The sequence below is a fragment of the Kitasatospora sp. Root107 genome (genome assembly GCF_001424875.1).
GTDB lineage: Bacteria > Actinomycetota > Actinomycetes > Streptomycetales > Streptomycetaceae > Kitasatospora.
The window spans coordinates 42,891-56,174 of the sequence record NZ_LMCT01000031.1 but is presented as its reverse complement, the minus strand read 5'-3'; the positions used below and the strand labels follow the sequence as shown (position 1 = coordinate 56,174).

General features: G+C 69.8%; 12 protein-coding genes and 1 pseudogene. 6 read left to right on the top strand and 7 right to left on the bottom strand.

Features of this window, described 5'->3' with window-relative positions:
* Positions 1–219: 219 nt before the first annotated feature.
* From ASC99_RS41110 to ASC99_RS24855, 3 genes are all read right to left on the bottom strand, one after another.
* Positions 220–381, bottom strand: a complete 162-nt coding sequence (locus tag ASC99_RS41110; RefSeq protein ID WP_235583123.1) for a hypothetical protein — start codon at positions 379–381, stop codon at positions 220–222.
* On the bottom strand, positions 378–626 hold the full coding sequence (locus ASC99_RS41105; protein ID WP_057235896.1) for a recombinase family protein: 249 nt from the start codon (positions 624–626) through the stop codon (positions 378–380). The genes ASC99_RS41110 and ASC99_RS41105 overlap by 4 nt, the downstream gene beginning before the upstream one ends.
* Before the next feature lie 272 nt (positions 627–898).
* A complete protein-coding gene (locus ASC99_RS24855) occupies positions 899–1,600 on the bottom strand; it encodes a MerR family transcriptional regulator (protein ID WP_057235893.1) in 702 nt (233 codons plus the stop codon).
* A gap of 87 nt (positions 1,601–1,687) precedes the next feature.
* Between ASC99_RS24855 and ASC99_RS24850 the strand changes: the two genes are divergently transcribed.
* A complete protein-coding gene (locus ASC99_RS24850) occupies positions 1,688–2,161 on the top strand; it encodes a DUF6194 family protein (protein WP_057235891.1) in 474 nt (157 codons plus the stop codon).
* Positions 2,162–2,422: 261 nt separating this feature from the next.
* Here ASC99_RS24850 and ASC99_RS24845 read toward each other — a convergent pair whose 3' ends face one another.
* From ASC99_RS24845 to ASC99_RS24835, 4 genes and pseudogenes are all read right to left on the bottom strand, one after another.
* Positions 2,423–3,079, bottom strand: coding sequence for a hypothetical protein (locus ASC99_RS24845; RefSeq protein ID WP_057235889.1), 657 nt, complete (start codon positions 3,077–3,079; stop codon positions 2,423–2,425).
* The gene (locus ASC99_RS42215) at positions 3,076–3,456 is read right to left on the bottom strand and encodes a hypothetical protein (RefSeq protein WP_369825167.1); all 381 of its coding nucleotides are present in this window, start codon (positions 3,454–3,456) and stop codon (positions 3,076–3,078) included. Before ASC99_RS42215 ends, ASC99_RS24845 begins: the two co-directional genes overlap by 4 nt.
* A gap of 111 nt (positions 3,457–3,567) precedes the next feature.
* Positions 3,568–3,630, bottom strand: a pseudogene (locus ASC99_RS42210) (hypothetical protein); the annotation flags it as partial.
* A gap of 341 nt (positions 3,631–3,971) precedes the next feature.
* Positions 3,972–6,407, bottom strand: coding sequence for a discoidin domain-containing protein (locus tag ASC99_RS24835; protein WP_057235886.1), 2,436 nt, complete (start codon positions 6,405–6,407; stop codon positions 3,972–3,974).
* A gap of 272 nt (positions 6,408–6,679) precedes the next feature.
* On the opposite strand from ASC99_RS24835, the gene ASC99_RS24830 reads away from it, so the two are divergent.
* The 5 genes from ASC99_RS24830 to ASC99_RS24810 form a co-directional block, all read left to right on the top strand.
* Entirely contained in the window at positions 6,680–7,963 is a 1,284-nt protein-coding gene (locus tag ASC99_RS24830; protein WP_057235882.1) for an ABC transporter substrate-binding protein, read from the top strand.
* A gap of 25 nt (positions 7,964–7,988) precedes the next feature.
* A complete protein-coding gene (locus tag ASC99_RS24825; protein WP_057235880.1) occupies positions 7,989–8,861 on the top strand; it encodes a carbohydrate ABC transporter permease in 873 nt (290 codons plus the stop codon).
* Between the two features lie 2 nt (positions 8,862–8,863).
* Entirely contained in the window at positions 8,864–9,730 is an 867-nt protein-coding gene (locus ASC99_RS24820; RefSeq protein WP_057235877.1) for a carbohydrate ABC transporter permease, read from the top strand.
* 35 nt (positions 9,731–9,765) lie between these two features.
* Positions 9,766–11,019, top strand: coding sequence for a hypothetical protein (locus ASC99_RS24815; protein ID WP_057235874.1), 1,254 nt, complete (start codon positions 9,766–9,768; stop codon positions 11,017–11,019).
* A gap of 39 nt (positions 11,020–11,058) precedes the next feature.
* The coding region (locus ASC99_RS24810; protein ID WP_235583122.1) for an alpha-mannosidase at positions 11,059–13,284 on the top strand (2,226 nt) is incomplete at its 3' end.

Below are 13,284 nucleotides of genomic sequence, written 5' to 3'. Positions count from 1 at the left end.
GGGTCGGGACGCTCGGGTCGCTGGTCGTGTGCTCGCGCAGGAGATCGGCGACGGCGGTGCGGATCGCGCCGCGGCTGACGCCGTGGTCGCGCGCGAGGGCGGCGATGGACCGGCCCTCCAGGTACGCGGTGCGGACGGTTTCGGTCTTCGTGGCCGCAACGGTGGGGCGGCGTCCGCCCTTACTGCCCTTGGCCTCGGCGGCGCGCAGTCCGCCGTAGGTCAGTTCGCGCTGGAGGTCGCGCTGGAGTACTCCGGCGGCGGCGAGGGTCTGGACCATGGCAGTTCGCCGGTGCGCGGGTGGCGGGCGGTGAGGTCCATCGCGGAGAACGCGCCGTCGTGGATACGTAGGGCCACCTGCTCGCGGTGGAGGACGTCGATCACGTCGAGGATGTGTCCGGTGCCGCGAACGAGGCGGAACATCTCGGAGATGTGCACGTGTCGCCCGGCCGCGCGTAGGTGAGCAGTTCGCGGAACTTCGGCCGCTGGAGCGGGTGGAGGCGGCTGGAGGTGCCCGGGTCCTCCTCGAACACGACCGGGTCCTCGATCCCGGCCTCGTCCAGGACGAGGTTCTGCCGGGCGGTCGACTGCTGGTCGGTCGAGACCCGCTTGTAGACCAGGTTCGCCACTTCGGGCCCTTTCCGTACGGAGGATCGGACCCTATCTGTCGTCACCCTGTCAGCAATCACCATCGGATCTGATTGGATTCGAGCGCCGCGAACTCCCGGAGTGCACGGGTTCATTGGACGCGTCGGCTGCCTGTCGGCAAACGATCGTTTGACGACAGGATTGGAAGCTGCGGGCGGGGGACGGAGGGATACTGACCGCCGAGCACTGGGGGCGGTCGTCGTGCTTCAAGACGCGCCGCCGATCCGTGCGGGGCACTCGCGGACATCCCGGATCAGTCCGTTTGCCCGCGCAGGGAGAGCACAGCGCTGAGCGCCGAGGCGCCGTCGAGGAGGGCTCTGGATCGCGTGGTGATGCTGATGTCCCTGGCAGCCAGCGCCGAATCGACGTCCTCCGATCGGCGGGTGTGCCGCAGSTGCGGCATGAGGGCTTGAAGGGGCGTGATGCGGTATCCGGCCTTGCGCAGTTGGTGAACGATCCGCGCATCGCGCACCTGAGCCGGTGTGTAGCGTCGCGTTCCGCGCACGGGGTCGCGGTCGGGGGTGACGAGAGCCTCCGCATGCCAGTGCCGCAACGTCGACGGGCGCACGCCGAGGGCGGCGGCGAGTTCGGAGATGCTCATCGAGTCCGAGGCGCGCACGTCGTCGATCGGCTCGCTGGAGATCGCGTGGGCGGCTTCCTTGGCCTGCCTCAGATCAGCGCGCTCTGTGTCGAGCCGGGCGTGCGCCGCGTCGAGAAGGGCCAGGGCATGCGAGGTGGGGCACTGGTGGAAGGCCCGAACGATCTTCTTGGCCTCGACCGGCCCCACAGCCGTGGCGAGGGCCCGGTAGGCCAGTGCGGACTGCAGATGTACTTCGCCATAAGTCCGGTAGCTCGTGGCCGTGCGCGTCGCGGGTGGAAGCACACCGTCGCGCTCAAGGTTGCGAACTTGTTGAACGGAGCACCCGACGCGACGCGCGACATCAGCTGTGCGCATACCCCCTGATTTGAGACTTGCCATGCTGAAATCCCCATATCTGAGCCCCAAAGTCTCCACAAGCACTTTAATGGAACGCTGGAGCACATGACGAGTGAAGAGATCATCAGCTTCGTGGACGCCCTCGACGGCGTCTTGACCCTCAGGCCCGCACCCGGCGACGGCACACCGGAACTCAGCTGGGGCGACACGTTCTTCTACTACGCACCTGGCGGCGTCACTCCGACGGCGACCCAGCCGTTCGCGACTGTCGTGACCAAGAACTACCCCGGCGACGAGGCATCGCGTTTGGACCGGCCGGACACCTTCCGCGTGAACATCGCCGCCGGGAAGGAAGCGTTCATCCAGTGGACCGGTCACGCACCGCGCGAACCGGCCTCCACCGAGGTCGACCCCAGCGCCACCGACACCGTGATCGCGCACCCCGTCTACGGCAGCGTCGGCTGGCTGGCCGTGGTGAACCCGGGCGAGCGCACTGAAGCGTCAACACGTGAGCTGCTGCGAGCGGCCCATCACCTCGCACGCTCGCGCCATGAGCGACGCGCTGAACCAACAGCATGATGAAGGATTTACGGTCCGCGGCGGGAGCGGACCGAGAAGGCGAAGAGCCGCATGCTTCCCGTACGCCTCAGCCTGCTCATCAGTCAGAAACGCCACCGGCACGACCGGACCGTAGCCAGCACCGGTACCCGCCCGGCGATCTTTCCGCGAACCCAGCGGAGCCTCCAGCCGGTTTGCTAGCCGACCATGATCGGTCTCAGTGCCGACCGCTGTGCCGATGTTCCCCGAGGCCGGGAACCGGCGGCCGCCCCTGACCAGCACTCAGCTGCTCCGCACGGTGATCGCGTGGGTGCTGGCCGCTCCCAGTGCGAGCAGACCTGTAGCGGCGGCCACCAGAACGCCTGTGGAGCCCAGGACGTCCGCCGAGTTCGAGGCGTGTTGGAGGTCGGTGAGCAGGATGTTGACCGGGGAGACGCCCTTGCCGAGCAGGACGGTCGGCAGGAGCGCCAGGGACAGGACGAGTGCGTAGCCCTGCCGCCGGAACACCAGTGGTGAGCAGAGCAGTCCGATGGCCATGCCGGTGAAGGCACAGACGAGTTGGGCCTCCGTGCCGAGCGCCAGATCGGCGAGGCCGACGGTGTGCGTCCCGAACACCAACGGCAGCACCAGACCGACCACCATCAGCAGCAGGCACCAAACAGCGGCGGTCGCGACCGATCCGAGCAGGACCCTCAGGCGGCTGCCCGCACTGACGACCACGATCGAGCGGTGCGGCGGATCCTCCAGGCCGATCAGCGCCACGGTGAGCCAGACGGAACAGAGCAGCATGGCCCCGGCCACGGCGGAGTAGGCGGCAGGGAGCGGACCACTGTCACTGCTGGTCCGCACGGCGGTCAGGCCGACGCACAGGAGGAGCGGCGCGAGGTAGCGCTGGGATAGCAGCAGCGCCGTGCACAGGTAGCGGATCAGGGCGATCACCGGGCGACACTCCTGGCGTCCGCTCCGGAGACGTGGTCGTGTGCGGCCCCGGTCACGGAGCCCACCGACCAGCGGCGCTGGAGCGCCGTCGTCAGTACGGCGTCCGAGTGCGCCCGCGTCACGCGCAGAACGATGCGCGGACCCCGGCGGGCGGCGTCCAGCACGCCCGGGAGTGCTGGCCAGTCGACTTCGTCCGGTACGGCGCCGGTGGGCGCCAGGGTCAGCAGCAGTTCGAGCACCGAGGCAGGGCCGTCGGACTGCGGGCCGCCCCGCAGGGTGACCCGGCCGTCGGTGATGGCGTGGGCACCGCCGGCGTGCGTCTCGGTGATCGCCTCGCGGTGGTCGGTGAAGACCACCGCCCCACCCTGGGCGGCCACTTCGCCGATGAGCTCCCCCAGGACGCCGTGGGCCGAGGCGTCCAGACCGGACCACGGCTCGTCCAGGATCAGCAGGTCGGGCCGGACAAGCAGCGCCTGGGCTAGCGCTACCTTCTGCGCGTTGCCCTTGGAGAGCGTGCGCAGCGACGCGTCCGGGCCGCCGACGAGGGCCAGTCGGTCCAGCAGGGCGGCTCCTCTGGCCCGGGCGGCGGAGGTCGACAGGCCCCGGATGCGTCCCAGGTTGGTGAGGTATCAGTAGGGTCGACTTCCCGGAGCCGTTGCTGCCCAACACCGCGACGACATCGCCGGCGGAGACCTCCATGTCCACATCGCTGAGGAGCCACGGCCCTGCACCGTAACGTTTGCAGACAGCTTTACAGTGCAACAGTCTGACTCCCCGGCCGTTTGTCCGCGCTCCCGCCACTACATCAAACATCGAGTCACCAGGACAGCTGGAAGCCGGCGCCCCGGCGCTGCGGGCGAGCGCCGGGGCGGGTGGTGGGGCGGGCGGTGGGTCAGGAGCCCCAGGCTTCGAACTCGTAGATGCGGGTGGCGGGGTCGGTGGTCTGGGTGGGTTTGGTGACCACCAGGCGGACGTAGCGGGCGCTCAGGGCGACCGGATGGTTTGTGGTGGCGGCGGTGTTGCCGGTGACGGTGGTGGCGGTGGTCCAGGGGTCGGTGGTGGTGTTGCGGACCTGGACGGTGAAGTCGCGGGTGTTCCAGGAGGCGCTCTCGCCGCCCGCCGCCGCGTGTTTGACGGTGAATCGGGTGAGCGGCCGGACCGAACCGAGGTCGACCTCCAGCGACGGACTCGCGGTCAGCGCGCACCACTTGTCGCTGTTGCCGCCCGAGACGCTGCCGTTGACGGCCTTGGCCGCGCCCTCGTTGGTGTTGCACTGGGCGGAGGCGGTGGCAGGCCGGTTCAGGGCGAGGTTGGACTCGGTGGCAGTGGACCAGGAGACGGTCGTTGCGGCGGCGGCGGAGCGGCCGAGCTCGGTGGAGACGGCCTCGACGTCCAGGGTGGTGGCGTTCTCGGTGCCGGCCCGGTCGAGCTGCGGGACGAAGTAGGCGTCGTTCGGGGTGGCGCCGAGGAAGGTCCGGGAGCCGTCGGCGTTGCGGCGGTAGACCTCGTAGTGGTGGACCGAGCCGGAGGCGGAGGCGGTCCAGGTCAGCCGCAGGGACTTGCGGGTCGCGGAGACGTCGGTGCTGCCCAGTACGGTCAGCGCGGTGGGTGCGGCGGCGGTGTCCACCAGGCCGTCGTAGAGCCGGAGTTGACCGATCTTCAGGTCGAAAGAAGGCGTGGTGCCGACGGTCTGCAGACCGATCTGGGCGATCGTCCGGCCCGCGTAGGCGGACAGGTCGAGGGTCCTGGTCTCCCAGCCCGAGCCGGTGGTCGAGCCGAGGTCGAGGGTGGTGAAGGTGGTCGGTGCGTCGGTGAAGGCGACCGCCGCCCGGAGGTTGGTGGCCCGGGCCGTCGGGGTCTTGAGGGTCACGGACAGCCTGGTGTCGGCGGCCACCGGCAGCTGGGTCTGGTACAGCCGGATGGTGTTGGTGGCGTCCAGGGTGCCGGTGAGCCGGAGCGAGGAGCCGCCCTCGTACGCGTCGGTGAAGTCGATGGACGGCGTGAGCCGGCTGCCGGACGAGCTGACCGACCAGCGGTAGGTGGGTGGGACGTCCTGGAGTGAGAGGTTGTTCCAGCCGGTCGAACCGACGCGTACACCACCGGAGTTGTAGAAGTCGCCCTGGCCGGTGCCGAAGGAGGTGACGAAGGGTTTGGCGGTGATTGGGGAGGACTCGGCGACGTAGTTCGCCAGGCCCTTCCAGGTGGAGCTGGTGGTGGTGTTGGCCGGGTCGGCATTGGCGCCGACCCAGTAGCGGGAGTCCTTGGCGTAGAAGTCGGCGCGGTCGGTGGCGGACTTCCAGGTCCACTCGGGCCGGTAGAGGCCGAGTGAGGTGGTGTGCGGCTGGGCGGCCGGGAAGAGGGTGCCCCAGGAGACCGAGGTGTTGTAGCCGTTGGCCTCGGTGTCGATGCCGGAGTACAGCTCGTACTCGCTACGGCCCAGCGAACGGGCCAGCGTGCGGGAGGAGTTCAGGCCGGAACTGCTCCAGCCGAAGTTGAGGAACATCGAGTCGGAGGTCCGCCCGGCCGACTCCTGGAGGAAGGCGTCGTTGGCCGAGGTCAGCGCGTTCTGCCAACTCACCGAGCCGGACTCGGTCATGGCGTCGTACCACATGAACTCGACCGGGCCGAGCGAGCGGGCGTAGCGCATCTCGTTGCGCAGCTCGGTGGCCAGTGCCGCGTCGCCGCCGGCTGTCTCCTGGTTGATGAACCAGCCGTCGAAGCCGTAGTACTGGGCGGCCTGGGCGAGCTTGTCGGCGACCGGGTAGGTCGAGCCGGACTTCTGGGCGAAGTCGCGGACCCACTGGAGCTGGCCGCCGTACGCTGTGGGTGGGAAGAACACCGTCCCGTAGACCTTCACGCCGTTGCGGTGGGCGGCGTCGATCACGGTCGGGTTGGGGGCGAGGATCAGGCCCTCGCCGGCCGAACCGCCCCAGAACACCAGCTTGTCGACGTACTGCCAGTAGCCGAAGGCGTAGTAGTTCGGATCGGCCGAGCCCTGCGAGGGGTTGCCGGAGGTCGGGCCGAAGGAGACCAGGGAGGCGATCTTCCCCTCCCCGGCCCGGGCGTTGGCGTTGGCCTTGAGGGCGGGGTCGGAGACCCGGGGGCGGAGCGGGACCCGGGAGCGGTTGAACCGGGCGTCCGGGTCGGTGGCCGGGTCCCAGTTCAGGATGCTGCTCGGGTACCAGTAGGACGCGAACGGCTGGGTGCCGGCGGCCGCCGTGAGCCCGGGGTGGTCGGCGGCGTGCGAGGTGGCGCTCGAGGTGGGGGCGATGCCGAGGACGGCTGCGGTGAGCGCCGTGGTCAGCAGGAGGGGGAGATGTCGTCTCATCCGATGCTCCGGTCCAAGCGAAGTGGGTGGAGTTGCGCTCGGGTTGGCATGCCGCCCCGGAGGCTAAATTGCTTTAGCTGGTGGCGTCAAGGGCGCCGGGAGTAACTGAAGCCCTGTTGGAACAGCGGAGTGCCTTGTGAAGCATGAGAGTTGGGAAAGTGTGCTGTTGCGCGCACCCTTGACGGCGAATCGGATCGGCGGCATAGTCCCCGATCACTAGAGCGGTTTAGTCAGGACCCATCCTCGTCTCGACACCCCAGGAGACCCCTCTGATGCGAAGAAGCCACCGGGTACGGTTGACCGTCACCGCGCTCGCTCTGTCGACCCTCGCGGGCTGCGGCCTCGGCGACAACTCCGGTACCGCCGCCGACGGCGCGGCTGTCACCGGCGAGGTGAAGGGCAAGGTCTCGATCCAGACCTGGGCCCTCAAGCCGAAGTTCACCGCGTACATGGACGGCGTGATCGCCGCCTTCGAGAAGCAGTACCCGGGCACCGACGTCGAGTGGCTCGACCAGCCCGGCGACGGCTACTCCGACAAGGTGCTCAGCCAGGCGGCGGGCGGTTCGCTGCCCGACGTGGTCAACCTCCCGCCGGACTTCGCGCTGCCGCTGGCCAAGCAGAACATGCTGCTGGACGTGGCCGGGGCGGATCCGAAGCTGACCGAGGACTACGTGAAGGGCGGCATCGACGCCTACCGCTTCGCCGGGCGCACCGGGGCGTACGGCTACCCCTGGTACCTCAACACCGATGTGAACTACTGGAACTCGGAGCTGCTCACCCGGTACGGCTTGGACCCGAAGAAGGTGCCGGCCGGTCTGGACGAGCTGATCGCGCAGGCCAGGACGGTCAAGGAGAAGTCGGGCGGGGCGGCCTACCTGATGAGCCGTAAGCCCGGCCTCGGTGACCTGGCCAACGCCGGGGTGAAGATCATGGCCGAGGACGGGAAGAGCTTCACCTTCAACACCCCCGAGGCCGCCGCCCTGCTCGACAAGTACGTGGTCGCCTTCAAGGAGGGCCTGCTCCCCAAGGACGTGCTGACCGACACCTACGCCGGGAACGCCAAACTCTTCAACGCCGCCACGGTCGCCTGGACCACGGGCGGCGGCAACTACATCACCAGCCTCGCCACCGACAACCCCACACTCGCCCCGAAGGTGGTCCCGTCCGCCGCGATGGGCACGCCGCCGCTCTACGTCCAGGGCCTGTCGGTCGCGAAGGGCAGCAAGAACGCCGCCACCGCCGTCGCGCTGGCCCGCTGGGTGACCAACGCCGAGAACCAGGCTGCCTTCGCCCACCTCACCAGCATCTTCCCGTCCACCAAGGCCTCGGCCGGGGACGCCTTCTTCAGCAAGAGCGACGGCAGCAACGCCAGTGACGCGAAGGTGATCGCCTTCAACTCGCTGGCCAAGGCGCAGATGCTGCAGCCGGTGCAGGTCAACGACGCGATGAGCACCGTCATCAACCAGCAGATCGCGCTCGCCATCAGCGGCCAGGCAGGCTCGAAGCAGGCGCTGGACACGGCGGTCGAACGCTGCAACCAGCTGCTCAAGGACTGAGCGACTCGGAACGGAGAGGCGTGCGATGACCCACCGGCGCTGGTTCACCCCGTGGCTGCTGGCCGCCCCGGCCGTGGTCTGGCTGGCCGTCTTCAACCTGTGGCCCGCGCTGAACACGGTGGTGCTGTCGTTCACCAACGCCAAGCCACTCGGGGGCGGCCGGTTCACCGGCCTGGCCAACTACGAACGGGCGTTCAGCGACGAGCAGTTGGCCGACGCGCTGGTGAACAGCATCGTCTACCTGCTGATCTGCCTGCCGCTGCTCACCCTGTGCCCGCTGCTGCTGGCCCTGCTGGTGGAGAAGCGGCTGCCCGGTATCACCTTCTTCCGGACCGCCTTCTACACCCCGGTGATCGCCTCCGCCGTGGTGGTCGCGCTGATCTGGGGCTGGGTGCTGGACGACCGGGGCCTGGTGAACGGGCTGCTCGGCCAACTCGGCCTGGCCGACCAGCCGGTGTCCTTCCTCACCGACCGCTGGCTGCTGCTGTTCAGCGCGATCGGCCTGACGGTGTGGAAGGGCCTCGGGTACTACATGGTGATCTACCTGTCGGCGCTCGGGAACGTCGGCCGCGAGCTGCACGAGGCGGCCGCGGTCGACGGGGCGTCGGCGGTCCGCCGGTTCTGGCACGTCACGCTGCCCGGGGTACGGCCCACCATGATGTTGGTCTCGGTGCTGATCTCGGTCTCCGCACTGCGGGTGTTCTCCGAGCTCTACGTGCTCTCCAACGGCACCGGCGGTCCGGGCGGACGCGACATGTCGGTGGTGATGCTCATTCAGATGTACAGCCGCGGCTTCACCGGGCACATCGGCTACGCCTCGGCGCTCAGCCTGCTGCTCTTCCTGATCACCATCGGCCCGATGCTGCTGCTGGCGCGGCTGAACCGAAAGGCGGCCTGAGGATGCGGAACCCGGAGCGCCGTCGGACGTCCGGAAGTTTCAACACCCCGTCACCCGCCGAGCGGACGGTGCGTTACCTGCTGCTGGCGCTGGTGCTGCTGATCACCGTCGGCCCGTTCCTCTGGCAGCTGTCCACCTCGCTCAAGGGCCCGGGGGAGGACGTCTGGTCCAGGACCCCGGGCTTCTGGCCGCAGGAGCTGACTTTCGCCAACTACGGCAAGGTGGCCGACACCATCCCGGTCTGGACGTACGCCGCCAACTCGCTGGTGGTGGCCGGGATCGCGGTGGTCGGCAACGCGGTGGGCGCCACCCTGGCCGGGTTCGCGCTGGCCCGGCTGCGGTTCCGGGGCGCCCGGCTGGTGCTCGGCCTGTTCCTGGCCACCCTGGTGCTGCCCGGCGAGGTCACCATCGTCTCCCAGTACGTCACGGTGCGCAGCCTCGGCCTGACCGACACGCTCGCCGGGGTGGCGCTGCCCGGGGCGGTCGCGATGCTGAACGTGCTGCTGATGCGCACCGCCTTCCAGGCCGTCCCGCCGGACCTGGACGCGGCGGCGCTGGTGGACGGCGCCAACGTCTGGCAGCGCCTGGTGCACGTCGGCCTGCCGAACGTCCGGGGGATGCTCAGCGTGGTGGTCATCTTCACCTTCATCGGCGCCTGGGACGATTTCCTCTGGCCGCTGATCGTGTTGAACGACCCGAGCAAGTACACCCTGACCGTCGGACTGCAGTACCTGAACGGCACGTTCAGCGCCAACCCCCGGCTGATCGCGGCCGGCACGATGATCGCCTTCCTGCCGATCGTCGTGGTCTTCGCCACCCTCCAGCGCTTCTTCTTCAAGGGTGTCGAGGAAGGCGCGGTCAAAGGTTGACCGCGCGTACTCCGCAGAGGAGGGCCGTTCCCGGAATGACCACCAGCACGCCCCGTTTCGGCGTCAACTACACGCCGAGCCAAGGCTGGTTCCACCACTGGCTCGACTTCGACCTGGACCAGCTCCGGGCCGACCTGGACTCGATCGCCGCGCTCGGCCTCGACCACCTCCGGGTCTTCCCGCTCTGGCCGCTGTTCCAGCCGAACCGGACGTTGATCCGCCCCCGGGCGGTCGAGCAGCTGGTGCAACTGGTCGACGCGGCAGCCGAACGGGGGCTGGACGTCGCGGTGGACGGGTTGCAGGGCCACCTGTCCAGCTTCGACTTCCTGCCTTCCTGGACCGCGACCTGGCACCGGCGGAACATCTTCACCGACCCTGAGGTGCTGGATGGTCAGGCCCGCTATCTGCAGACCCTGGCCTCGGCGTTGGCGGAGCGGGCGAACTTCCTCGGGATGACGGTCGGCAACGAGATCAACCAGTTCTCCGGCGACCCGCACCCCGACCCGGACCGGATCACCCCCGAGCAGGCGGATGCCTGGCTGCGCCGGATGCTGGCCGCCTGCGAGCGGGGCGCACCCGGCCGGCTGCACCTGCACGCGGAGTACGACGCGTGCTGGTACCAGGACGACCACCCCTTCACCCCAGCGCAGGCCGCCAGGATCGGCTCGGCGACGGCGGTGCACTCCTGGGTGTTCAACGGCACCGCCCAGCGCCACGGCGTCGGTTCGGTCGCGGTCGGGCAGCATGCCGCCTACCTGATCGAGCTCTCCAAGGCCTGGGCCGAGGACCCGGCGAGGCCGGTCTGGCTCCAGGAGGTCGGCGCCCCCGAGCCGCACATCCCGCCAGGGCAGGCGGCCGAGTTCGTCCGGACCACGGTGGCCGCCGCGCTGGACTGCCCCGGGCTGTGGGGCGTCACCTGGTGGTGCTCGCACGACGTGTCCCGTTCGCTCGCCGACTTCCCCGAACTGGAGTACAGCCTCGGCCTGTTGACCAACGACCGGCAGGTCAAACCGGCCGGCCGGGCGATCGCCCGCGCGGTCGAGGAGGTCCGGGCGCACTGGCACCGGCCGCCGCCGCGCAGCACCGCCCTGGTGCTGGACCTGCCGGAGGCGGCGGCCAAGCGTTCGACCTGCGCGCCCGGCGGCGCGTTCTTCGAGGCGTTCATGCGGCTGAGCGCGACCGGTGCCAGACCGGCCGTGGTGCTGGCCGGGCAGGCCACCGACCCCGCGCATCTCGCGGCGCGCGGCATCACCGCGCTGGTCACCGTCGAGGATGTCGAGCAGAGCTGAAGTTCCCCCCGTCACCGAGTACTTCACGGAGTGTCTGAAATGCATGATGACCGGAGTCTGGTCGAGTCCCGGCTCAAGCGGGTGCTCGCGGAGCGGATCCGCCCTGCGGTCTACCCCGAGTCGGTGCCGCTGGAGGTCGGCATCTGGACCGCGCCGGACGAACCGGTGCCGGTGGCGGAGGGCATTGCCGCCCCGCGCACCCCGATCGCGGCCGGACAGCGCTGGGGCGCGCCCTGGGGTACCAGCTGGCTGACCGTCAGCGGAACGGTGCCGCAGGCCTGGGCGGGCCGGACGGTCGAGGCGCTGATCGACCTCGGCTTCGACGCCAACATGCCCGGCTTCCAGTGCGAGGGCCTGGTCTACCGGCCCGACGGCACGCCGGTGAAGGGGCTCAACCCGCGCAACCAGTGGGTGCGGATCGCCGCGCCGGCGGTCGGCGGCGAACAGGTGCTGCTGCACGTCGAGGCCGCGTCCAACCCGGTGATCCTCGACTACCATCCGTTCCTGCCCACGGAGTTGGGCGAGAAGGAGACGGCAGGGAGCGAGCCGCAGTACCGGCTGGAGCGGGTCGACCTGGCGGTCCTGGACGAGACGGTCTGGCAGCTGGTGATCGACCTGGAGGTGCTCGGCGAGCTGATGGCCGAGCTGCCGGTGGACGGCGCGCGCCGCTGGGACATCCTGCGAGCCGTCGAACGGGCCCTGGACGCGATCGACCTGCAGGACGTCAACGCGACGGCCGCCGCCGCCCGGGAGCAGCTGGCCGGCGTGCTCGCCACCCCCGCCGAGCCCTCGGCACACCGGATCAGCGCGGTCGGCCACGCCCACATCGACTCGGCCTGGCTGTGGCCGCTGCGCGAGACGGTCCGCAAGGTGGCCAGGACCACCGCCAACATGACCGCGCTGCTGGAGGACGAGCCGGACTTCGTCTACACCATGTCGCAGGCGCAGCAGTACGCCTGGATCAAGGAGCACCGGCCCGAGGTGTACGCCCGGGTGAAGAAGGCGGTCGCGGAGGGCCGATTCGTGCCGGCCGGCGGCATGTGGGTCGAGTCGGACACCAACATGCCGGGCTCGGAGGCGATGGCCCGTCAGTTCGTCCACGGCAAGCGGTTCTTCCTGGACGAGTTCGGGATCGAGAACGAGGAGGCCTGGCTGCCGGACACCTTCGGCTTCGCCGGCGGGCTGCCGCAGATCATCAAGGCGGCCGGGTCCAAGTGGCTGCTCACCCAGAAAATCTCCTGGAGCCAGGTCAACAAGTTCCCGCACCACACCTTCTGGTGGGAGGGCATCGACGGGACCAGGATCTTCACCCACTTCCCGCCGGTGGACACCTACAACTGCTCGATGGACGGGCGCGAGATCGCCCACGCCGCCCGGAACTTCAAGGACAAGGGGGTGGCCAGGCACTCGATCGCACCGACCGGCTGGGGCGACGGTGGCGGGGGCACCACGCGCGAGATGATCGCCAAGGCGGCCCGGCTGCGCGACCTGGAGGGCTCGGCCCGGGTGACCTGGGAGCGGCCCGCCGAGTTCTTCGCCAAGGCGCAGGCCGAGTACCCGAACCCGCCGGTCTGGGTCGGCGAGCTCTACCTGGAGCTGCACCGGGCGACGCTGACCAGCCAGGCCAGGACCAAGCAGGGCAACCGGGCGGCGGAGAACCTGCTCCGGGAGGCCGAACTGTGGGCCGCCACGGCGGCGGTGCGGGCCGGAGTCCCGTACCCGTACCAGGAGTTGGACCGGATCTGGAAGACCGTCCTGCTGCACCAGTTCCACGACATCCTGCCCGGTTCCTCGATCGCCTGGGTGCACCGCGAGGCCGAGCGGACGTACGCGGCGGTCGCCGCCGAGCTGACCGGGATCACCGAACGGGCGCAGCGGGCGCTGGCCGGCGACCCGGGGGCCGGGGGCGAGGTGGTCTTCAACGCCGCGCCGCACGCGCGCGGTGGGGTGCCCGCCGGTGGCGGGCGGGTGGTCGGYTCATCGGCCGCGGGCTGCACCGTGACGGCGCGGCCGGACGGGGGGTTCCGGCTGGGGAACGGCCTGCTCCAGGTCGAGGTGGACGGGCGCGGCCTGGTGGTGTCGGTGCTCGACCTCGCCGCCGGGCGGGAGACGGTGGCCCCCGGGACAGCGGCCAATCTGCTCCAGATCCACCCGGACTTCCCGAACATGTGGGACGCCTGGGACGTGGACCAGTTCTACCGGAACACCGTCACCGACCTGACCGACGTGGACGCGATCGCGGTGTCGGCCGACTCGCCGCAGGCC